Below are 21292 nucleotides of genomic sequence, written 5' to 3' on the forward strand. Positions count from 1 at the left end.
CCACCATCGGACCAGGCGAAGCCGGATACGGTAGCCCGCATGCCGACTTTCTCCGAAGACGCGGGTTCCCGGCCGAGGTCGCGCGCGGCTTCCGGACGGCAGGCGGTCACCAGGGACCGCATCGTCGACGCGGCGCTGGAGCTTTCGGCCGAGTCCGGCCTGGAGAACTGGACGCTGCGGCAGCTCGCGGCCGCCGTCGACGCCTACCCCGCGGTGGTCTACCACCACGTCGGCGACCGCGACACCGTCGTCGTCGCGGTGCTGGACCGGGTGGTCGGCGAACTGACCCTGCCCGACGAGACCCTGCCGTGGCGGGACTGGTTCGACGAGTTCCTGCCGACCGTGCGGACGGTGTTGCGCCGCTATCCCGGTTCGGCGCGGCGGCTGGCCTTGTTCGGGCCGTCGGTGGCCGCCGCCGTGCCGACCATGAACACCGGCATCGGCCGTCTGCTCGCGGCGGGCTTCGGCACCGAGGCGCCGTTCGCGTACAACCTGCTGCTCGCCACCGCCTGCCAGTTCGTCGCGATGGAGGACGACCGCGAGAGCGCGATGGCGCTTCAGCTCGAGCGGTCCGAGGGCTACGCGGCGTACCGCACTCGCGAGGATCTGCCGGGGATGGCGGCGCTGGGCGAAGCGATTTCGGCGCTGGTCGCGGATCCCGATCTGGCGGCGGGTTACTACGAGCGGCTCTACGGTTACGCCGTGCAGCGCTGTCTCGACGGGCTCGAACATCGGCTCACCCAGTTGAACGCTCTCGGACGTTTGACAGAGCCGTGACAGCGAATCGGCGTAGTGTGGAGGAATACCGGTGCTCGTCACCGGTCCCGAAGCCCCTGGCACCAACCTCCCCCTCGAGGTGCCGGGGGCTTCTTCACCCGTGACGCGGGGCGGCGCGCTGTATCTCGGGAAAGACCTCGCCGACCAGCGTGACCAGTGACTTGCTGAGCAGCGTGTGCACCTGCGCGCGGTCGAGCGAACCGCGGACGAGCCATTCGCGGCCCGCCGCCTTGACCATCCCGCCGAACGCGCGGACCAGCGCGTTCAGTTCCTGCCCGTGTTCACTCTCGCGGGAGAGGCCGACGGCTTCGAGCACCCGGTCGGCCGATTCGCGATCGGCCTCTTCGAGGATCCGTTCGACCTCGAGGTCCCTGCCGATGCCCTCCGGCGCGATCGCGGCCAGCCACATCTTCTCCTGGCTGGTGACCATGTCCAGGAACCAGTCGATGGCGACGTCGGCGCGCAGTTCGAGCGGGCCCTCCGGCAGGATGTCGACGGCGAGCCTCGGCACGGTGAGCGCGCGGCGGATGATCTCCAGGTACAGCTCGCGTTTGGTGCCGAAGTAGTGGTTGATCAGCCCCCTGGCGACCCCGGCCGCCGCCGCGATGTCCGAAGTGGACACTTCCGAGTACGGGCGGTCGGAGAAAAGGCGGGCCGCGCAGGCGAAGATCTGCTCCTTGCGCTCGTCCGGTTCCAGTCTCCGCCATCTCGGCGCCGGCTCGGTGGTCATGCGGTCAATCTTCCCACGATCGATTCAGCGCGGCCGGACAACGGCCGAATCACTGTGACATGAAAAAGCAAAGTGTCAGTTAATCCGGCGTGTACCGTCTGTTGGCCCGCTGGTCTTTACCGTCTTCATTCAGGTGGCATGCCGTGCGCGCTGTCGGGGCGCGTTTGCCTCCTACCGGCCCGGCCTGGCGAGTAACCCCCCCTAGCTCGCCAGGCCCGGGCCTTCTTACCGCGACGGGCGTTCGGCGGGCAGGAGCAGTGTGAACGTCGACGGCGACGGGCTCGTCAGCCGCAGCCGTCCGCCTTCCGCCTCGGCGAGGCTCCGCGCCAGCCGCAGCCCGATCCCGTGGCCTTCGTGCTCTTCGGACCGTTCCCCGGTCACGAACGGATCGTGACCGTCCGCGATCGTGCCCTCATCGCTCACGTCGATGGCCAGCGCGTCCCCGGCGTCACGGGCGAGGACGGTGACCGTGCCGCGTCCGTGCGTCGCCGCGTTGTCGAGCAGCACGGCGAGCACCTGCCGCACGGCCGCGTCCGCCGCCCGCGCCGGCAGGGCCTCGCGTCCGCTGATCCGCAGCGCGCGGCCGCGTCCGGCGAGGAGGCCGTGCCAGGTCTGGCGGACCTCCTCGAAAAGTTTGCCGAGGTCGAGCAGCGCCCGCGGCGCCCTGGTCTGTTTGGCCAGCGCCAGCAGGTCGTCGATGGTGCGTTCCAGCCGGTCGGCCGACGCGATGCCGTCGCGGATCGTCGCGTAGGGGTCGCGGTCGGGGCTTTCCAGCGCCGCCTCCAGTTGCAGCCGCAGCCCGGTCAACGGCGTCCGCAGCTGGTGCGAGGCGTCGGAGGAGAAGGTCCGCTCGCGTTCCAGCGTCTCGCCGATCCGCTCGGACGTGACGTCGAGTGCTTCGGCGACCTGATCGATCTCGTGGACGCCTGTCCGGCGCGCCCGGACGGTGAAGTCGCCCTCGCCGAGGCGTTCGGCGGTGGCGGCCAGATCCTCCAGCGGCCGCGCCAGCCGGGTGGCGATCCGGCGCCCGATCAGCCAGCTCGCCCCGATCGCGACACCGGCGAGCGCGACCATCTTCAGCCAGGTCAGCCGGATCAGGGCGTCCAGTTCCGAGCGGGGGTGGGCGGCCCGGACCACCCCGACGAGTGACGGCCCGCTGAGCACGGGAACGGCAAGGACCACCTCGTCTTCCCGGATCCCGGTCGCCATGTCGGTGTAGTGCGCCTCGCGGACGAACCGGTCTTCGGTGGCGGGGCCGTTGCCTGCCAGGAGCCTGCCGGTCGGCGTGTAGACCGCGACCCTGATCCCGCGGATGCGGTCCTTGTCCGGTTTGATCGGCCGGAGCTCCGGGACCCGGCCGTTGGCGAGATCGCCGGTCACGTCGAGCACGACCGTGTCGGCGACCCGTTCGAGGTCGTGGGTCGAGTTGCCCTCGTGGAACCTCGCGACCGCGATGGCCAGCGGCGCCCCGAAGAGGGTGATCGCCAGCACCGCGGCCAGCACGGTGAGGGTGACGATCCGGCGGCGCACGGACAGAGTGTGGCCGACGGGGGAGAGGATCACCCACCCGACGCGATATTTTGCCGTCCGTTGACCTGAGATCAAGGCGATGTTGACCCCGTTCGCTTTACCTTGGGGCCATGCGCCGACGTGCCGCCGTCATGGCAGGCCCGGGGCCCGGATCCGTCCCCCTCGTCCGGTTCGCCGTCCCGGGCGAGTGTGTGGCCGTGCTGCCCGCCGGAGGTGGCGACGCCCCCGCCGGTTCTCCCGGTGTCGGAGTGCTGCTCAGGCGCGGGAACCTCTTCGGCCATCTCACCGTCGGGCAGAACGTGGTGCTGGCGGGAAGGCTCGCCGGCCGCCGCTCCCTGCGCGATGCCGGCGACCTGCTCGAACTGGTCGGACTCGCCGGCCGAGGTGAGACCTATCCGGGCACGTTGTCGCCGCTGGAAGGCGCGCGGGCCGGAGTCGCCGTCGCGCTGGCCGGGGCGCCCGAGGTCGTCGTCGCCGACGAACCGGCCGGCGAACTCGACGGGCTCGCCGCGCTCGAACTCATGGATCTGCTGTGTGCTGTCGCGGCCCGCGGGACGGCCGTCGTCGTGGCGACCCGTGACCAGCAGATCGCGGCGGCCGCGCACCGGATCGTGAGAGTGGCGTGAAGCCACCACTGGTCCGCACCGACGAGCTGGCGCACACCTATGGTTCCGGCCTGACCGCGGTGGTCGCCGTGCACGGCGTCACCTGCGTGATCGGCGAGGAGACCCGCGCGGTCGTGACCGGCAGGGCCGGCGCCGGGAAGACCACGTTGTTGCACCTGCTCGCCGGGATGAAGAAGCCGACGGCGGGCACCATCGAGTGGCCCGCGTTCGAGCCGTCGCCGCCGGGGCCCGACCTGATCGGGCTGGTGCTGCAGGACGGCGGGTTGCTGCGCGACCTCGACGTCCGGCTCAACGTCGCCCTGCCGCTGGTCCTCGCGGGCCGCACCGGCACCGCGGTCCGTGACGCCGTCGACGGCGCGCTTGAGCTCGTGGGCCTCGCCGGCTTCGCCAAGAAGGCGCCTCGCGACCTGACCGGTGAGCAGATCCGGCTCGCCATCCTGGCCAGGGCGCTCGCGCCCGCACCGAAACTCATTCTCGCCGACGACCCGGCGGGCTGGCTGGACCAGCGCGAGGGGGAGCGGCTCCTCGGCAGGCTCGTGCAGGCCGCGGACCGGCTGGCCGCCGGACTGCTGGTGGCCACGGCCGAACCGGCCCCGGCCGGGCTGTTCGGCGAACAGTGGGCGATGGTCGACGGGAAGCTGGTGCGGGACCGATGATGGCGGCGATGGCGGTGTGGGTCGGCGGGATCGCGCGTGTGCGCCCCGCCAGGCTCGGCGTGCCCGCGGCCGGGGTCGCGATCGTGACCACGCTGCTCGCGGTGCACGACTGGACCTGGACCCCGGCACCGCGCTGGATACCGGCGATGGTGCTCGTGGTGCTGCTGGCCACCCCCTCGGCACGGGTGCTGCGGGCGGACCAGGACCTGCTGCGCGCCCGAGGCGCCACCGGCGGTCAGGTGTTCGGACTGGCCGCCGCCGAAGCCGCGGCGGCGGGCCTCGCCGGCGGCGTGACCGGGGTGGCACTGTCCCTGGCCTGTGGCTTCTCGACCGGCACCGGCGAAGCGGTCGTCCGGGAAATCGTTCTCTTGCTGGTCGCCGGGCTGCTCGTCGCGGCACTCGCCATCCTGCCCCCGGTGCTGCGCGAGTGGTACTTCGTCCCCGCCGACGGCGGGCCACCCTGGTGGTCGCCCTACGGCATCGACTTCATCCTGCTCGCGCTCGCCTTCGTCTGGCCGCTGTTCGGCTGGGCGGGCGGCACGATGCTGGTGTGGCGATTGGTGGAGCTGGGGCTGCGGAAGGGGAAGCGGGTGATCGGCGGGATACTCCGGCCGCTCGTTTCGGGGCTCGCGGGTGTGATCGCGCTGTCCATTTCGTGGCGGAGCGCGCTCCTGGCGCGATCGGTGGTGCTGGTCGCGCTGGCGGTGGCCTTCGCCATTTCGACCGCCCTCACCAAGGACGGCTGCGGCGAGGCCGAGGTCGATCTGATCGCGTCCCTCATCCTCGCGGCCGCCGCGGCGGGGCCGTCGTTCGGGGCGGCGCTCAACGAACGCCGCCGCGACCTGCTGATCGTGAGCACGCTCGGCGGGAAACGCCGTCAGGTGGCGGCGTTCATCGCGGGGGACGCCATCGTCGTCGGCGGCGGGGGCCTGATCGCCGGGCATCTGCTCGGCGTGCTGTTCGTCCTCGTCGCGCAGGTGGAGAGAACGCCTTCACCGCACGGGTACTTCGGGTTGCTGGCGGCGGTGGTGATCGTTTCGTGCGTGGCGGCCTCGGCGCGGATCGCGCAGCTCGCCGCCCGCGACGAGGTCTCCGACCTGCGCGACTACTGAGCGTCGAAGGGCTCTTCGAGACGGTACCCGTGGCCGCGCAACGTCGAAATCCGCGGCGCCTGCTCGGGCGTGGGCGCCGACTCGGTCAGTTTCCGGCGCAGCGCGGCGATGTGCACGTCGAGGGTCTTCGTGGAGCCGTACCAATGCGCGTCCCACACCTCCGACATCAGCGTGTCCCGGCTGACCGCGACCCCCGGCTGCTCGGCCAGCCGGGCGAGCAGGTCGAACTCCTTGGCCCGCAACGGGATCTCCCGTCCACCGACACTGACCCGCCGTCCGGCGGTGTCCACCCGCAGATGGCCGACGGCGATCGAGGGCTTGCTTTCGGGCGGAGCCGTCCCGCGCCGCAGATGCGCCCGCACCCTGGCGAGCAGTTCACCGAGACGGATGGGTTTGGTGAGGTAGTCGTCGGCGCCCGCTTCCAGGCCCACGACGACGTCCATCTCCTCCTGCCGGGCGGTCAGGATGACCAGGACGGCACCGGGCAGTTCCGCCCGCAGCCGTCGGCAGACCTCGACCCCGTCCAGATCCGGCAGGCCGAGGTCGAGCAGGACGAAGTCGATGTCGCCCTCCGCCGCGGCCGCGAGCGCGGTGCGGCCGTCGCGCTGCCAGGAAACCTCGTAGCCGTGCAGACGGAGCGTCGATTCGAGGACACCGCCGATCGCGTCGTCGTCTTCGACCACCAGCAATTTCGGCATGCGGGGCAGCTTAACCGTTGAACACTGTTCTTTTCGGCTGAGACGTTACGAACACCACCTCTTCCGTAACAGGGCGCTAACGGTTCCTTCGATATGTCCATAAAGGACAGAGCGCGGCCGCCGCGAGGCACAGCCAGGCGAACACGTCACCGACACGGCCGTACACGGTCTGTGTTCGCGACTGCACCGGAAGATCCGCGACGAGCGTCTGCTGATCCGTGCGGTAGTAGCCGGCATGCCCGAGCACACGCCCTTGGCTGTCCACAGCCGTGGAATTCCCGTGGGTGGAGTGCCGGAAGAGCGCGTAACCGTTTTCCACCGCGCGGAAGGTGGCTTTTTCCGCGTGCAGCGAGCCGAATCCCGGCCAGTCGTTGGCGGGGACGAGCATCAGCGAGGTTCCCTTGTCCGCGGCCTGGCGCATCAGGTCAGGGAAGTCCGCGTCGTAACAGATCACCGTCGCGAGCCGTCCGTACGGCGAATCCGCGGTGGGGACGACGCCCGGACCGGGAGTCATCGGTTCCATCGGCGTGGGATGCGTCTTGTCGTAGGTCCACGACACCTCGCCGGTCGGCCCGACGAGCACGGCCACGTTGCGGATGTAGGGCGCCTGCGCGGTGTAGAGCGCGTACGCGACGCCGACCTGGATGCCCGCCTGTTTCGCTTCGGCGCCGACTCGGCTCAGCAGTGCCGCCTGGTCGCGTTCCAGCACCCTGGCGTGCGTTTCCGGCCAGAGCACGATCTTCGCCCCCGCGGACGCCTGCTGCCGGGTCCTGGTCACGAGATCCTCGGTGACCGGGGCGAAGGCGGCGCCGACCGCGGCCGGATCCGCCGCGCCGACTTCCTGCGCCCGCCAGTACTTCACGCCGATCCGCTCCAGTGCGTCGGAACTCGACCGGTCGGCCTCGGCCGAGGGACTGATCCCCGCGACCCGCACCGTCTTCGTCGTGGGAGCGTCGAACAGCAACCGCGCGCCACCGGCGGCGAACACCAGGCCGAGCAGGCAAACGTGGACGAGGACCGTGCGCTTGGCCCGCGGCCATCCCTCGGCCCAAACCGTGTTCGCGACCGACGCGAACCACGCGAGGGCGAAGGTGAGGCCGTACACGCCGGTCGCCGACGCCGTCTGGAGCAGCGGCAGATTCGCGGACTGGGTGCTGCCGAGCGCGCCGAAATCCCCGAATCCGGTGATCACCGTGAAGAGGTACTCGCCCGCGACGAGCGTCACCGGGAACACCAGCGTCCTCAGCGCTCCCGCGCGGTCGGCGAGCAGGCGATCGGCCAGGAACGCCGTCGTCTGCAACACCGCGAGCAGGGTGAACGCGAGCAGCGCGGAGAGCACGAACAGCAGGCCGGTGACGCCGAGCCAGAAGAGTTGCCCGATCAGCAGCGACAGGCCCACCATCAGGATCGCGCGCCGCACGGGCACCTGGCGGGCGTAGCGGAGCAGGAAGACCGGGAACACCCACGCCGCGAGCGGGACGTTCCAGTCGGTGTGGACGGCGAGCAGGAGCAGCGCTGTGCCCAGCCACCAGAGCAGCCGTGGTTTCATACCGCGAACGGTAGGAAACCACGGCCGCCAGGACAGCGGACCTTGGGCAGCGAGTGCCCCTTACTTTCGTCAGGAAACGTGGTCCCGGTAGGCCGTGATGGTCTCCGCGAGCACTTCGCCACCGGGACGGCGCCAGAGATCGGCGTCGAACACCTCGACCTCGATCGGGCCGGTGTACCCGGCGGCCTCGACACAGGCCTTCAGCCGCCGGTGGTCGATCGGGCCGTCACCGGGCAGCGCCCGGCCGAGCAGGGTGTCGGTCAGCGGCACCTTCTGGTCGCAGACATGGAATCCGGCGATCCGCCCGGCCGCCGCGGCGATCGACTCCTCGATCCGCGGATCCCACCAGACGTGGAACTCGTCGACGATCACGCCGACCTGCCCGGCCGGATGCTCCAGCGCGATCGCCAGCGCCTGCTCCACAGTGGACAGCACCGAACGTTCGGCGCACTGCATGGGGTGCAGTGGTTCCAGGCCGAGGCGGACCCCGCGCTCACCGGCGTACGGCGCCAGTTCGCCGACCGCGTCCGCGACCCGCTGGCGCGACGACGTCAGGTCGCCGTTCACCCCGCCCACGACCAGGACGAGGACGCCGGCGCCCAGCGCGGCGGCTTCGTCGATCGCCTCCCTGGTCTGCGTGACACCGTCCACAGGGGACCCTTCCGGGGTGATCCCGGTGAAGAAACCGCCACGGCACAACGACGACACGCCGACGTCGTACTCCTTGAGCAGTCGCGCGGTCTCCTCGACGCCGGTCTCGGCGACCTTGTCCCGCCACAGGCCGATCCAGCGGACACCCGCCTCGGCGCAGCCCGCGACGGCTTCCGGCAGCGACCACGCCTTGGTGGTGATCTGGTTCAGGCTCAACCGGTCCATCAGGCCACCCCCGCCGCGGCGAGCAGCGGACGCATCCGCGCGACGGCGAGATCCGGGTCGGCGAGCGCCCCGGCCGCGTCGGCCAGGCGCAGCAGTTCGGCCAGATGCGTGATGGACCGGGCCGATTCGCGGCCCGCGACCATGCGGAAATGCTCCTGGTGTCCGTTGAGGTAGGCGAGGAACACGACACCGGTCTTGTAGTTCCTGGTGGGCGCGCGGAAGATGGCGCGGCTCAGCGCCACCGTCGGGTCCAGCAGGCCGTGGAAACCCGCCTTGTCGCCTTCGTCGAGCCGGGCGAGCGCGGCGCCGGCGACCTGCGCGACGGCGTCGAAAATGCCCAGGAGTGCTTCGCTGTGGCCCTGGTCGTCCCCGGCGATCAGTTCCGGGTAGTTGAAGTCGTCGCCGGTGTAGCACTTGACACCTTCAGGCAGCGCCCGCCGGAACTCGGTCTCGATCGACGCGTCGAGCACCGAAACCTTGACCCCGGCGATGACGTCGGCGTGCTCGGCGCAGAGCCTGCCCAGTTCCTTGGCGGCCTCACGGACGTCACCGTGGCCCCAGTAACCCGCCAGTGCCGGGTCGAACTGCTCGCCCAGCCAGTGCAGCAGGACCGGACGGCCGGCGCCGGAGAGCAGTTTCCCGTACGCGGCATGGTAATCCGCGGGACCGGACGCCGACGCGGCCAGCGCGCGGCTGGCCATCACGACCGGGATCGCCCCGGCCTCGCCGACCAGGTCCAGCTGCTCGCGCCAGGCGTCCACAATGGACTCGGCGGTGGCCTCCCCGCCGGGAAGCTGATCGGTGCCGACGCCCGCCACCCACGGCCGTCCGGCGGCGAGCGCCCCGGTGCGCCGGATGAGGTCCTTGGTGGTGTCCCAGTCCAGGCCCATGCCGCGCTGCGCGGTGTCCATCGCTTCGGCCACGCCGAGACCGCAGGACCACAGGTGCTCGCGGAAGGCGAGCGTCGTGTCCCAGTCCAGCGCGGCGCCTTCTTCGGGGTCGGCGGGGGCGAGCGGGTCGGCGACGACGTGTGCTGCCGCGTAAGCGATCCGGGAGGTCGGCGGCGAGGCCGGTTTCGCGGGCGTTTCCGCCCCTCGCGGCGTCCACTCCACCAGGCCGCCGTCGGCGGTGGGCAGGGCGATCAAGGTCATCGGGTCTCCGTGGCACGGGGTGAGAAAGCGCTTTCTCGTGCCACGTTAAGTCACCCCGTGGGCCGCACACAAGGGTTTCAGCGTCTATTGGTGAACCCGCGTCCGCGATCGACGTCGGCAGGGCGCTGTTCGGGCGTCCACGTCACGGATGTGGACGAGGCGCCCTGCCACCGCGATAGCGGGGCCTTCGGCCGGGGCGGGTTCACGCTCGGTCGCCTTTGCAGGTTTGTCTTCAGCTCCGCCAACAGGCTCAGCGAGCGGGAGCGGCGGTGCTGCGGCGCAGGACGACCTCACCGGACATCCGCACCAGCCGCGGCCGGGTGCCGGGGGCGGCCTTGAGTGCCAGGTCCATGGCCCGTTCGCCCAGCTTCTCCAGCGGCAGCGCGACCGTGCTCAGCGCCGGCGTGAGATCGCGCACTACCGGGATGTCGTCGAAACCGGCGATCGACATCTCGCCGGGGATGGAGACGCCGGCGTCGCGCAGCGCCGACATCGCGCCGATGGCCATCACGTCGGCCACCGCGAACACGCAGGTCGGCCACTGCTTCCGCGGCCGGGCGAGGATCTTCTCCATCGCCTCGTAGCCGCCGTCGCGGGTGAACGCCGCCTCGGCGATGTCGTCCTCGGCCAGTTCGACGCCCTGCGACCGCAGTTCCGCGGCGAAACCGTCGAGACGGTCGACGACGGTGGTCAGGCTCCTCGGCCCGGCGAGCGCGGCGAACCGGCGGTGCCCCATGCCAAGCAGTGCCTTCGCCAGTTCGGCGCCGCCACCCCGGTTGTCGGGCTGGACGGTGTCCACTTTGAGCCCGCGGTGCCTGCTGACCGCGGCGACGTGCCCGCCGCCGCGCCGGTACGGTTCGAGTTCGGCGGCCATCGCCTTTTCCCACGCCTTGTCTTCGAACGCGGAACCGATCAGCAGAATGGCCGACGCGCGCTGGGCACGCAGCGTCGAAACGTAGGCGACCTCCTTGGCCGGATCGCGGAACGTGCTCGCGAGCATCACCAGAAGATCGTTTTCACTCGCCACTCGCATGACCCCGCCGGCGATCGCGGCGAAATACGGGTCGCCGACGTCGTGGCAGATCACTCCCACGGTGGGCTGTGAGCCACCGGCCAATGCCTGAGCGTGAGCATTGGGGGTATAGGACAGTTCGGCGGCCGCGGCGATCACTCGTTCGCGGAGATCTCCCCGGACGGTGGCGGTGCCGTTGAGTACGCGGGACGCGGTCGCGAGCGAGACGTCCGCGGTGCGGGCCACATCTTCCAGCGTCACGTGGGGGCGGGCCTTCATCGATCCTCCAAGCTGGCGTTTGGGGCATAGTGGCGGACATGCTCGGCCTTTACCCGGAAATCGAACCTTACGTCCAAGGGATGTTGCCTGTCGGTGACGGCAACGAGATCTATTGGGAGGAATGCGGCGACCCCGACGGCAAGCCGGTGATTTTCCTGCACGGCGGCCCCGGAAGCGGTTCGAGCGCCAGACATCGCAGACTGTTCGATCCCGCGCGGTACCGGATCGTGCTTTTCGACCAGCGCGGCTGCGGACGAAGCACGCCGAACTGCGCCACGCCGGAAGCCGATCTCATCGTCAACACGACGTGGCATCTGGTCGCCGACATCGAGCGGTTGCGCGAGCATCTCGACATCGAACACTGGATGGTCTTCGGCGGCTCGTGGGGGAGTGTGCTCGGGCTGACCTACGCCGAAACCCACCCCGGGCGGGTCACGGAACTCGTCCTCCGCGGCGTGGCCACCTTGCGGGTGAAGGAACTGCAATGGCTCTACGGCGGGGGAGCGGCGTACCTCTTTCCCGAGGCGTGGTCGCGGTTCCTGGCGCCGGTGCCGTTTTCGCGCCGCCAGGAGAACCTCATCGAGGTGTACCACGAACTGCTGAGCCACCCGGATCCCGCCGTGCACGGGCCCGCCGCGATCGCGTGGAGCCGCTGGGAGGGGGAAACGGTCAAACTGCGCCCGCGGGACGAGGTGATCGACGGGTTCACCGATCCCTCGTTCGCCCTCGCGATCGCGAGGATCGAGAACCACTACTTCCGGCACGGCGGCTGGCTGGCCGAGGACCAGCTGCTGCGTGACGCCGGGAAGCTCCGGGACATCCCGTGCGTTCTGGTCCAGGGACGCTACGACGTGGTCACCCCGGCCATCACCGCGTGGGAGCTCAGCCAGGTGCTGCCGACCGCGGAACTGAAGATGGTCGCCGACTCGGGTCACGCGTTCGACGAGCCCGGCACCCTGCACGAGTTGATCAGCGCGACCGACCGATTCGCGTCAAACTGGCAGGGCGCCGGTACACGCCAGGACGAGGAGAGGAACGCAGACATGCTTTTCGGTGACGAGCACGTCCGTCGCTACGAAGAGACCGACGGCGAGGTGGGCCACGACTGGGAGAAGGGCGCGCCCTGCCTCGTCCTCACCACCAAGGGCCGCAAGACCGGCGAGGACCGCAAGTTCGCGCTGATCTACCAGTTCGACGACGACGGCAACCCGGTGATCGTGGCGTCCAAGGGCGGCGCGCCGGAGGACCCGGGCTGGTACAAGAACCTGCAGGCCAACCCCGAGGTCAAGGCCCAGGTCAAGGCGGACAAGTTCACCGCGCGGGCCCGGACCCTGGAGGGTGAGGAGCGCGCGAAGCTGTGGGAGAAGCTCGCCGCCGTCTGGCCGGACTACAACGAGTACGCGAAGAAGACCGACCGTGAGATCCCCGTGGTGGTCCTCGAGCGCGTGTGATCCGCGCCGCGTTCGCGCGTGGTTTCAGCCGAACCGGGCCTGGTTCGGCTACGAATTACGTCCATGGTGCTGAGACCCCGTGAACGCTGGACCGCGCTGAGCCCCGTTTCGGGTGACCTGCTGACGTTCCGCCAGATGATCGCCTTCGGCCGGCGCTTCGCCCGCGCCGGCCGGGGCGCCTGGTACAGCCTCGCGATCAACGTCGTCTGGCCGTTCCTGGTGCTGTTCACCCGGTTCCGGGTGCGCGGCGGCGAGCACCTGCCCGCGTCGGGCGGCTTCCTGGTCGCGTCGAACCATCTGTCCTTCGCCGACCCGACGACCGTGACGGCGTACTGCCTCGCGCACGGCCGCGTGCCGCGCTACCTGGCGAAGGCGAGCCTGTGGGACGCCCCCGTCATCGGCTCGGTCATGCGCTCCGGCAAGCACATCCCCGTCTACCGCGGGGCGGCCACCGCGTCGGACGCGTACCGCGACGCCGTCAAAGCCGTCCTTGAGGGTGAATGCGTCGCCATCTTCCCGGAAGCCACCTTCACGGATCACCCGGACGGGTGGCCCATGCGCGGCAAGACCGGGATCGCGCGGATCGCGCTGGAGACCGGGGTCCCGGTGATCCCGCTGGCTAACTGGGGCACGCACCACCTGCTGCCGTCGGACGCCGCGCTCCCGCGCGCCTTCCCGCGCAAGACCGTGAACCTGGTCGCCGGTCCGCCGGTGGACCTCTCGGATCTCCTGACGCACACGCCGTCGCGTGAGGTGCTGGAGGAGGCGACCGAACGGATCATGACCGCGGTGACCGACCTGCTGATCGGGATCCGCGGTTCCCGCCCTGAGTAGGCAGTCTCACCCTTCGGACCGTCCCGGTCAGGGGTAGGTTTCGAAGTATGAGCGCACATTATGACGTCGTTGTCCTGGGCGCCGGGGTAGGCGGTTACGTGGCCGCCATCCGGGCCTCGCAACTGGGGCTGAGCGCGGCGGTCGTGGAGGAGAAATACTGGGGCGGGGTCTGCCTCAACGTCGGGTGTATCCCGTCGAAGGCACTGCTGCGCAACGCCGAACTCGCGCACATCGTGACCAAAGAGGCGAAATCCTTCGGGATCCAGGTCGAAGGCAAGGTCAGCTTCGACTACCAGGCCGCCTTCGACCGCAGCCGCAAGGTCGCGGACGGTCGCGTCAAGGGCGTGCACTTCCTGATGAAGAAGAACAAGATCACCGAATACGACGGGCACGGCACCTTCGTCGACGCCAACACCATCGAGGTCAACGGCGAGCGGATCACCTTCGACAACTGCGTGATCGCCACCGGCGCCACCGCGCGCCTGCTGCCGGGAACCACGCGCAGCGACCGCGTGGTCACCTACGAACAGCAGATCATGGAAAACGAACTGCCGGAGAGCATCATCATCGCCGGCGCGGGCGCGATCGGCGTCGAATTCGCCTACGTGCTGCACAACTACGGCGTGAAGGTGACCATCGTCGAATACCTCGACCGCATGGTCCCGCTCGAGGACGCCGAAGTCTCCGCGGAGCTCGCGCGCCGCTACCGGAAGCTCGGCATCGAGGTGCTGACCTCCACCAAGGTCGAGACGATCGACGACACCGGCGAGCAGGTGCTCGTGACCGTGTCGAAGAACGGCGAGCAACGCGTCCTGGAAGCGGACAAGGTGTTGCAGGCCATCGGTTTCCAGCCGCGGGTCGAGGGCTACGGCCTGGACAAGACCGGCGTGGAACTGACCGACCGCGGCGCCATCGCCATCGACTCGCGCGGCCGCACCAACGTCCCGCACATCTTCGCGATCGGCGACGTCACCGCGAAACTGATGCTCGCGCACGCGTCGGAGTCCATGGGCGTCGTCGCCGCCGAAACCATCGCCGGCGCCGAAACCATGGAACTCGACTTCGTGATGATCCCGCGCGCGACCTACTGCCAGCCGCAGATCGCCAGCTTCGGCTGGACCGAAGAACAGGCCCGCGAAAAGGGCTTCGACGTCCAGGTGGCGAAGTTCCCCTTCACCGCCAACGGAAAGGCACACGGCCTCGGCGAAGCCGTCGGCTTCGTGAAGATCCTGAGCGACGCCACGCATGGCGAGCTTCTGGGCGCGCACCTGATCGGCCCCGAGGTGACCGAACTGCTGCCGGAGCTCACCTTGGCGCAGCAGTGGGACCTGACGGTGCACGAGATCTCGCGGAACGTGCACGCTCACCCGACGCTTGGGGAAGCGGTGAAGGAAGCCGTGCACGGTCTTGCCGGGCATATGATCAACATGTAGTGACTCGTGAATGGTGAGGACGGTTCTAGCCGTCCTCACCACTCACGACCCGACTCTCGCCGCACCGATTCGTGCGGCCATCTCCTCGGCCTTTCGTTCTTCGAATCCCACCCAATACTTGAGTTCGTGGTGGTGTCCTCGGTCCACCTCGGACACCGCGCGGTACATGCGTGCGTTGGCCCGGTGGAATGTCAGCCACTCCGACATGTCCGCCTCCGGCCGAGGACGCCGAGCGGTCGCGACGGCGTGTGCATCACGAAGGGTCTGCGGTTCGTTCTTCATCGATCACCTCCCGATGGCGGAAGTCTGCGCCGGAACGCGGGACGTGATCACCTCCTGGCAGGACATCTCGGGACGTCCTTGGTACGGTCGAAGACGTCCCTGCAAGTCCCTGGAGGGCGGATGCCGAACGAACGGCTTCGGGACGCCCTGCTGCGCAACGGCCTCTCGTGGGAACAGGTCGCCGACGCCACCGGGGTCGATCAGAAGACCGTGGAACGGTGGATCACCAAGGGGCGGACGCCGTACCCGAAACACCGGCACAAGATCGCCGCGATGGCGCGCGAGTCCGAGACCTACCTCTGGCCGGACTCGGTCGCTCCTGATCGCAAGGCCGAGACGGCCGCCGCCGAGGTCGTCCAAGTGTTCCCGCACCGCAACGTAGTTCCGGTCGAGCTGTGGGACCGGCTGATCAAGGAAGCGTCGGACACCGTCGAGGTGCTGGTCCACGCCGCGCTGTTCCTGGTGGAGCGGCCGCGGTTCATCAGGGATCTAGCCGCCAAAGCCGCTGCGGGAGCACGCGTTCGTCTGCTTTTCGGAGATCCTGCCAGCGAGAGCGTTGCCCTACGCGGCGATGAGGAACAGCTAGGGGACGGGACGCTTGCGGCCCGAATCCGCAACGCGCTGGCGTCCTACCGACCGCTGCTCGGGGTAGATGGTGTGGAGATGCGCTTCCACAACACGACGCTCTACAACTCGATCTTCCGTTTCGACGACGAAATGATCGTCAACACGCACGTGTACGGAGTCCAGGGAGCACACGCTCCCTCTCTGCACCTTCGCCGGCTATCGGCCGGGGACCTCTTCGAGACGTACTCGGAGAGCTTCGAAGCCGTCTGGAACCTCGCCAAGCCCGCCACCTTCTAGGAGGCCACCCATGGCACGCGTCGACTACTACAACGACCCGAACGCCCCCAAGGCGAACAGCATCGCGGTCGCCGTGTCCGCGTTCATCCAGGACGACGAAGGCCGCATCCTCATGATCCGGCGGACGGACAACGACCTTTACTCGATCCCCGGTGGGCAGCTTGAGCTTGGTGAGACCTTGGCGCAGGCTGCTGTTCGGGAGGTGCGGGAGGAGACTGGGATTGAGTGCGAGGTGACTGGGGTGATCGGGCTGTACTCGAACCCCAGTCACGTCATCGCGTACGACGATGGGGAAGTGCGACAGGAATTCTCCATATGCTTTCGTGCGCGTTATGCGGATGGTGTGCCACGCAAGAGCCTGGAAAGTAAAGAGGTAGCCTGGATCTCGCGGGGGAAGCTTGAAACATTGAATATTCACCCGTCTATCAGGCTGCGTCTGGAGTGTGCCCTGTCGAAAAATAAAGAAGTCTATTTCAGCTGAGTGCTATCGCCTTGCCTTGCGGGTGGCAGAGTATTGTTCGCCTGAAAAGTCGCCCGTCCAAAGATCTTCATTTAGCAAGAGAAGAATATCTCTTTCTGTATCTTTGTTGAAAACTAGACATTCGTCTTTTATGAGTACGTCCGGGTCGAGCTTGCGTTCTAGCATCTTCTCGCGGAGTAGATCTGGTGTTAGATTGTCGAGGTAGCCGCTCTTCCTGATGCTCAGCACGCGGCGTCGTATAACGGAGTTCTCTCGTAGCCGCTGGGCAAGGAAGTCGACTCCGTCGATGGCTATCGGCAGTTCTTCGTCTAGCTCTTCTGCCCATTGTTGCGTACTGGCAAGGACAGCTTCGCTTTCTTTGAAAAGTAGTTCGAAGTTCTTCTGGTGCAGGACCTCTACGCGATCGCTCTTTAGGACTACGTCGAAAAACGAGTCAAACGCTAGGATCGGCTTCTCTATGCGAGACAGGGTGTCGTCGAATATTGCAACGAGCCCCTTCTTGGCTAGTTGGACGGGGTTCTTCTTTCGGATGTAGATGGTTAGATTCTCTGGATCTGTTCCGGTGACAAGAGCGTATAGCGCTAAGGTTTTGCCGCGAAGCTCCTCTGGGTCAACCTTTGGGAGTGAGGCTCCCTTCTGAACTTGTTCGAGCAAGGCAGTGTCTAGCAACTCTTCCCGGTCTGCTGTTAGAAAATCTAATTCTTCGTCCTGTTCGTCATTCGGATCGTAGTCTCTTGAGCTGCCAGAGCCAGTCTTTTCGTCGGCGGTGGCCGCGTAGCTGCGCAGTTGGTCCACTACATCTCCGCCAGCTTTGACGACTCTTCCATGTGCTTTTTTGCCCATTCGCCACGCGACAATTAAGGTGCTTGGTTGAGTCGTGGAGTCATCTTCCATGATGTACCTCTATCGTTCTATGGCCGTCTTTGGTGTCCTGTCGACGATAACGTCAGCTCCGAGTCGGGTAGCCCAAACTGTGTCTCCTGGTGTAATTCTTCGTCTGATTATCAGGTAGGCCTGCATGGCGTTGCTATCTTCGACTGCTAATACTCGATAGCCGAGGATATATAGAAGGGGGTTGATCTGCACGACTGATGATCGAATGTAAACAGATGCCGCGACCAGCATGAACCCAAGGTATGCGAGCGCGTCGCGAACAGTGGGTGTTGACACTGTGACAAATGGGAGCAGGTAGGCGCCGAGGTATGCGGCAGCCTCGCTGCCTGCATCTCTCACGGAGACGAGCTTGTGGACGCCTGGTGTGGAGCGGCTGTCGATGTGAAGGATGAGGTAGGCGGCAAGTCCTCCCATGAGTGCGAGAGCTGCGCAAGAGATCACCAGCCAGGCTCGATCGAACCTGAAGGCAAGTAGTGTGAACAGGGGAGAAAACGAGGAGAGGAAGAGCAGCGGCTTCGCTAGCACGGTGCCTCCTGGGGTCTGGACGATAGAACCTATGTTCGATTATCCAGGCTGCACCGACAAGTCTGGGTGCCCTCTCGATCGCCTCGCCCATGTGGGCTCCTGTCAACTGTCTTCCGAACTTAGCTCTATGGGATCAAGGCGCGCCGCCGTCGGCGGCGCGCTGGGTCACCTTGCGTCCGCGTCTCGCCTGCGGGCGCACCTTGTCCGACACGGCGGGCTGCCGCTCCGCTCCGCCCATCGGCTGGGCGGTGCACCCGCTGAAGCCGTGGACAGGTGTCGCCGCTGCCAGCGGCGCGCAGGTACGCCAAAGAGCACGTCGGCCTCCTTGCTGCGACATTCGTGCTCAGAGGTCGCAAACGGCCTAACGTCTGTTACGCGGAGCCACCGCCCCGATGCCAGATCGTCACAACGGCCGTCACGACGCGTCAAGGCGGGAAAGCGTGCCTTGACCCGACGCGACGGCCGAGTGGATGGCTTCGTATCGGGGAGGTGGGGGGCGAGCGCCAGGCCGTCAGACGTCAGGTGGGGGCGAGAACACGCGAGAAGTGTCCAGCCCTATCCGCGCAGGTCACCGGCCAAGAGCAGCGATCATGTCGAGGCCAGCGAAACCCCGGAACCATAAGAAACATGTAAAAGACGCCGAGCGGGGAAGATTTGGGACGTTCAGCGTCCCAAATCTTCCCCGCTCAACGGCACACCGGCCGACGCAACCTTGAGCAACGGAAAATGAGGGGACACTCAACGCCCCAATCCTCCGTCGATCAACCCAAGGCGCGCGACGATGTAGGAAACGGGACACTCAACGTCCCAATTCCCACATCGTCAGAGCCAAAAGCTAAAGCGTGTGCGTAGCGATCAGCTGGCCGATAGCCCGGATGTCCGACCCGCGGAACTCCAGCCGCACGTTTCCCAGCCCGCTGAACCAGAGGTCCAGTTCGGCATCGAGGTCGAAGGTGCCCGCGGTTTCGATCGAGAAGGCCTGGATCCTGTTGTACGGGAGCGAAGTGAAGTCCTTCTTCTTGCCTGTCATGCCCTGGACGTTCACCGCGATCAGTCGCTTGTTCGTGAACACCACGAAGTCGCGCACCGCTTTGAACGAGGAGATGATCTGTTCACCGGGGATGATGATCGGCTGCACCGTCGGTGCGATGTCCTTCGGTTTGCAGGGCGTGAGCTTGAAGACGGTGTCCTTGGAGAAGTCAATCATGTAGTCCAACATACGGACGAACGCGACATGGGGACCCGTCCCCGGCGGGGTCCCGCATACTGCCGGGGTACTGGAGGAGGCACGATGAAGCGGCTCACGACGACGCACGAGAGTTTGGCGCTCGGCGTGCCCCCGTCGGCTCCCGGCGCGGTGTTCGCGCTCACGCTCGCGGGCGGGGTGTCCGTCGATCCCGGCGAGGGCGGCGAGATCTCCTTCGGGCGGAATCGGCCGCAGGTCGACGTGTGTGTGGGCGAGAACGACGTGCAGGTCAGCCGCAGGCACGGGCTGTTGAACTTCACCGGCGGGCAGTGGTGGGTCAGCAACACCGGCCAGTTGCCCATCCGGATGCCGAATTCCCGCTGGCTGTCCCGCGGCGAGGAGCCGATCCCCCTGTCGGACGGGTACACGCCGCTGTTCGTCCGCGGCTCGGGGAGGCGGGAGCATCTGCTCGAGTTGTACGTCGCCGGTCCCGACGGCGGACAGCCCGCCACCCGGCACGACGACGTCACCGTGCCGCCCCGCCGCTGGCGCCTCAGCGCGGAAGAACGCCTGGTCCTGGTCGTTTTCGGGCAGCGTTATCTCCTGCACGACCTCAATCCGCAGCCGTTGTCCCGTCAGCAGACGGCCGAGATCCTCGCGGAACTCCGTCCTGCCGAGACGTGGACCAGCCGCCGGGTCGAGCACGTCGTCATCGACGTCCGGGGGCGGTTGTCCGCCGGCGGCGTTTACGGTTTGCGGCGCGAGGAGGTCGGCGAACCGGTCGGCAACGCGTTGAACGACAACCTGTTGCGTGAGCTCGTGTTGTCCACGACGCTCGTTCCGCCGGACCTCGCCCTGCTCGACGCACTCGACTGAGTGTCCATAGAGGACTGTCAGCTTACGCCTTCCATCGCCGCCTTCGCGACGTCGCTGCCCCTGTCCGCCTCGCCCGCGACCTTCACCAGCGCCGCAGTCGCTTGATCGCGGCTTTCCTCGGCTTTCACGCGTCCCGCCGAGGCCGCGTTCACGCCGAAGAAGGCACCCACCACGGTGCCGATCACCGTTCCCGCCGCGGTGATCACCGCCGTGACGTCCGACGTGTTCGGGTACCGCATGACCGCCGCCACCGTGATGACCGCGAGTGCGCTCAGCCCCGCAAGCACCGTCATGAATCCGTAGTTCTTGCCCATGGCCCGCTCCCTTCAGGCTCCACGCGCCATGCTTCGCCCGAACGCCGCCCTTCGTTACGGCAAAAGGCCGGACCGTTATCCGCCGATGTCGAAACGGACGTCGTGGTCCTGATCCGGCACTACGAATTGCAGCAGCAGCGCGCCCTCTTCGGCGATCGAATCCTGATCCGGCAAGGGTTTCGGTGATTCGATCGTCAGTGTCGCCCCTTTGATCGCCCAAATGGCCAGGAATTCACCATCGACGAGCAGGGTGCCCCGGCGGCCGCCGTTGCCCGGTGGCAGGGGCACGCGGCGGCCGTCCGGGATCACCCGTACGCGGTCGGCGTGGGAGAGCAGGACGTTGTCGTATTCGGGCAGGAACCGGGGCGGCGCCGGGGTTTCCGGGTCGGGGCGCGGCGAGTCGGGGAGGTCGAACAGTTCCTTCCCGTCGGCGCCGGTGAAGGTGCGCAGCCGCGGCCGGAGCCGCTCGAAGACCTCCTTGAGCTTGGTGAGCCCCGACCAGACCTGCGCGTCGCGGACGGTCGCCGGACCGAACGCCTTGAGGTAGCGCAGCACCAGATCGTCGAGCGGGATGCCGTCGGTGATCGGTGCGCCGGCCCACTCTTCGAGCAGGGCGAACGCGGCCGGGCCGGTCTGGCCCCACAGTCCACGCGGGGTCACGTGCGCGAGGGGGAGAAGGCTCTGGATCGCGTAGGCGAGGGTGGTCGGGTCGGCGTCCGGCCACCGGTCCGCCAGCGCCGCGCGGATCTCGGCGCGCGTGCGGGGCCGCTCGGACAGCAGGGCCCGTCCCGCTTCGGCGATCGCGGCGAGATCGAGTCCGGCGACCTCCCGCGAATAGTGGCCGAGGAAACCCCGCTCGACCACCGGTTTGATGGTGGGCCACAGGGCGAGGCCGTCCGAGGCCGTCACCAGGTGCACCGTGCCGCGCATCAACGTCGACCGGACGACCTCGCGGGCGGCCAGCGGTTTCGCCAGCTCGTCCACTTCGAAATCCCGGAGCCGCGACCACAGCCCGACGTAGGACGCGTCGGGTGCCTGCGCCTGGAGGCCGGCCAGCTGCTCGATCGCGATGACGGCGGGCAGATCAGCGCGGTCGAGCAGGAGCTGCCTGGCCAGCGTCGCGCGGTTGAGGGCCCGGGGGCTCAGAAGTTCCATC

At 67.8% G+C, this 21292-nt stretch carries 23 protein-coding genes; 10 read left to right on the forward strand and 13 right to left on the reverse strand.

Translation table 11 applies throughout. The annotated features are described in order from the left end of the window. Positions 1-39 precede the first annotated feature (39 nt). Positions 40-777, forward strand: coding sequence for a TetR/AcrR family transcriptional regulator (locus tag ACIHAO_RS08850; protein ID WP_396555950.1), 738 nt, complete (start codon positions 40-42; stop codon positions 775-777). A 94-nt stretch (positions 778-871) separates the two neighbouring features. On the opposite strand, the gene ACIHAO_RS08855 is transcribed toward ACIHAO_RS08850, so the two are convergent. Together ACIHAO_RS08855 and ACIHAO_RS08860 are read right to left on the reverse strand one after the other, a co-directional pair. Further along, positions 872-1507, reverse strand: a complete 636-nt coding sequence (locus ACIHAO_RS08855) for a TetR/AcrR family transcriptional regulator (RefSeq protein ID WP_396555952.1) — start codon at positions 1505-1507, stop codon at positions 872-874. Between the two features lie 225 nt (positions 1508-1732). Beyond that, the gene (locus ACIHAO_RS08860) at positions 1733-3070 is read right to left on the reverse strand and encodes a sensor histidine kinase (RefSeq protein ID WP_396555954.1); all 1338 of its coding nucleotides are present in this window, start codon (positions 3068-3070) and stop codon (positions 1733-1735) included. A gap of 77 nt (positions 3071-3147) precedes the next feature. Between ACIHAO_RS08860 and ACIHAO_RS08865 the strand changes: the two genes are divergently transcribed. The 3 genes from ACIHAO_RS08865 to ACIHAO_RS08875 are packed head-to-tail and all read left to right on the forward strand — an operon-like array spanning position 3148 to position 5431. Beyond that, on the forward strand, positions 3148-3663 hold the full coding sequence (locus tag ACIHAO_RS08865) for a lipoprotein ABC transporter ATP-binding protein (RefSeq protein ID WP_396555956.1): 516 nt from the start codon (positions 3148-3150) through the stop codon (positions 3661-3663). Then, entirely contained in the window at positions 3660-4319 is a 660-nt protein-coding gene (locus tag ACIHAO_RS08870) for an ATP-binding cassette domain-containing protein (RefSeq protein WP_396555958.1), read from the forward strand. Before ACIHAO_RS08865 ends, ACIHAO_RS08870 begins: the two co-directional genes overlap by 4 nt. Before the next feature lie 8 nt (positions 4320-4327). Then, positions 4328-5431, forward strand: coding sequence for an ABC transporter permease (locus ACIHAO_RS08875; RefSeq protein WP_396555960.1), 1104 nt, complete (start codon positions 4328-4330; stop codon positions 5429-5431). On the opposite strand, the gene ACIHAO_RS08880 is transcribed toward ACIHAO_RS08875, so the two are convergent. The 5 genes from ACIHAO_RS08880 to ACIHAO_RS08900 all read right to left on the reverse strand — a co-directional run bounded on the left by ACIHAO_RS08880 (position 5425) and on the right by ACIHAO_RS08900 (position 10996). Further along, on the reverse strand, positions 5425-6129 hold the full coding sequence (locus tag ACIHAO_RS08880) for a response regulator transcription factor (protein WP_396555962.1): 705 nt from the start codon (positions 6127-6129) through the stop codon (positions 5425-5427). The two genes, ACIHAO_RS08875 and ACIHAO_RS08880, sit on opposite strands and share 7 nt — an antisense overlap. Positions 6130-6205: 76 nt before the next feature. Next, positions 6206-7678 (reverse strand): apolipoprotein N-acyltransferase, encoded by a 1473-nt coding sequence (locus ACIHAO_RS08885; protein ID WP_396555963.1) that lies wholly within the window; start codon positions 7676-7678, stop codon positions 6206-6208. 69 nt (positions 7679-7747) lie between these two features. Continuing rightward, the gene (locus ACIHAO_RS08890; protein WP_396555964.1) at positions 7748-8554 is read right to left on the reverse strand and encodes a sugar phosphate isomerase/epimerase family protein; all 807 of its coding nucleotides are present in this window, start codon (positions 8552-8554) and stop codon (positions 7748-7750) included. Further along, a complete protein-coding gene (locus tag ACIHAO_RS08895; protein ID WP_396555966.1) occupies positions 8554-9705 on the reverse strand; it encodes a dihydrodipicolinate synthase family protein in 1152 nt (383 codons plus the stop codon). The genes ACIHAO_RS08890 and ACIHAO_RS08895 overlap by 1 nt, the downstream gene beginning before the upstream one ends. A gap of 250 nt (positions 9706-9955) precedes the next feature. Next, positions 9956-10996 (reverse strand): LacI family DNA-binding transcriptional regulator, encoded by a 1041-nt coding sequence (locus ACIHAO_RS08900; protein WP_396555968.1) that lies wholly within the window; start codon positions 10994-10996, stop codon positions 9956-9958. Between the two features lie 38 nt (positions 10997-11034). Between ACIHAO_RS08900 and pip the strand changes: the two genes are divergently transcribed. The 3 genes from pip (at position 11035) to lpdA (ending at position 14714) form a co-directional block, all read left to right on the forward strand. Beyond that, positions 11035-12447: a prolyl aminopeptidase gene (gene pip / locus ACIHAO_RS08905; RefSeq protein WP_396555970.1), complete on the forward strand. Its 1413-nt coding sequence runs from the start codon at positions 11035-11037 to the stop codon at positions 12445-12447. A gap of 63 nt (positions 12448-12510) precedes the next feature. After that, the gene (locus ACIHAO_RS08910; RefSeq protein ID WP_396555972.1) at positions 12511-13281 is read left to right on the forward strand and encodes a lysophospholipid acyltransferase family protein; all 771 of its coding nucleotides are present in this window, start codon (positions 12511-12513) and stop codon (positions 13279-13281) included. 47 nt (positions 13282-13328) lie between these two features. Then, the gene (gene lpdA / locus ACIHAO_RS08915; RefSeq protein ID WP_125797167.1) at positions 13329-14714 is read left to right on the forward strand and encodes a dihydrolipoyl dehydrogenase; all 1386 of its coding nucleotides are present in this window, start codon (positions 13329-13331) and stop codon (positions 14712-14714) included. 42 nt (positions 14715-14756) lie between these two features. Here the strand turns inward: lpdA and ACIHAO_RS08920 are convergent, their stop codons facing one another. After that, positions 14757-14996: an AMED_5909 family protein gene (locus tag ACIHAO_RS08920; protein WP_396555974.1), complete on the reverse strand. Its 240-nt coding sequence runs from the start codon at positions 14994-14996 to the stop codon at positions 14757-14759. A gap of 120 nt (positions 14997-15116) precedes the next feature. Here ACIHAO_RS08920 and ACIHAO_RS08925 point away from each other — a divergent pair, with 120 nt between their 5' ends. Both ACIHAO_RS08925 and ACIHAO_RS08930 read left to right on the forward strand, forming a co-directional pair. Continuing rightward, the gene (locus ACIHAO_RS08925; protein ID WP_396555976.1) at positions 15117-15860 is read left to right on the forward strand and encodes a DUF5919 domain-containing protein; all 744 of its coding nucleotides are present in this window, start codon (positions 15117-15119) and stop codon (positions 15858-15860) included. A 10-nt stretch (positions 15861-15870) separates the two neighbouring features. Next, a complete protein-coding gene (locus ACIHAO_RS08930; RefSeq protein WP_396555978.1) occupies positions 15871-16341 on the forward strand; it encodes an NUDIX hydrolase in 471 nt (156 codons plus the stop codon). A gap of 3 nt (positions 16342-16344) precedes the next feature. On the opposite strand, the gene ACIHAO_RS08935 is transcribed toward ACIHAO_RS08930, so the two are convergent. The 3 genes from ACIHAO_RS08935 to ACIHAO_RS08945 form a co-directional block, all read right to left on the reverse strand. Continuing rightward, positions 16345-17235 carry a Kiwa anti-phage protein KwaB-like domain-containing protein gene (locus ACIHAO_RS08935; protein ID WP_396555980.1) on the reverse strand — a complete coding sequence of 297 codons (891 nt, stop codon included), beginning with the start codon at positions 17233-17235 and terminating at the stop codon, positions 16345-16347. A gap of 9 nt (positions 17236-17244) precedes the next feature. After that, positions 17245-17760 (reverse strand): hypothetical protein, encoded by a 516-nt coding sequence (locus tag ACIHAO_RS08940; RefSeq protein WP_396555982.1) that lies wholly within the window; start codon positions 17758-17760, stop codon positions 17245-17247. A gap of 835 nt (positions 17761-18595) precedes the next feature. Beyond that, complete coding sequence (locus tag ACIHAO_RS08945; protein WP_125787591.1) at positions 18596-18967, reverse strand: PH domain-containing protein; 372 nt, start codon at positions 18965-18967, stop codon at positions 18596-18598. Between the two features lie 84 nt (positions 18968-19051). Between ACIHAO_RS08945 and ACIHAO_RS08950 the strand changes: the two genes are divergently transcribed. Beyond that, the gene (locus tag ACIHAO_RS08950) at positions 19052-19822 is read left to right on the forward strand and encodes an FHA domain-containing protein (RefSeq protein ID WP_396555984.1); all 771 of its coding nucleotides are present in this window, start codon (positions 19052-19054) and stop codon (positions 19820-19822) included. Positions 19823-19839: 17 nt separating this feature from the next. Here the strand turns inward: ACIHAO_RS08950 and ACIHAO_RS08955 are convergent, their stop codons facing one another. Further along, positions 19840-20136, reverse strand: coding sequence for a hypothetical protein (locus ACIHAO_RS08955; protein WP_396555986.1), 297 nt, complete (start codon positions 20134-20136; stop codon positions 19840-19842). Between the two features lie 75 nt (positions 20137-20211). After that, a complete protein-coding gene (locus tag ACIHAO_RS08960) occupies positions 20212-21291 on the reverse strand; it encodes a winged helix DNA-binding domain-containing protein (protein ID WP_396555988.1) in 1080 nt (359 codons plus the stop codon). Position 21292 lies beyond the last annotated feature (1 nt).

The organism is Amycolatopsis sp. NPDC052450 (assembly GCF_044547565.1).
GTDB lineage: Bacteria > Actinomycetota > Actinomycetes > Mycobacteriales > Pseudonocardiaceae > Amycolatopsis.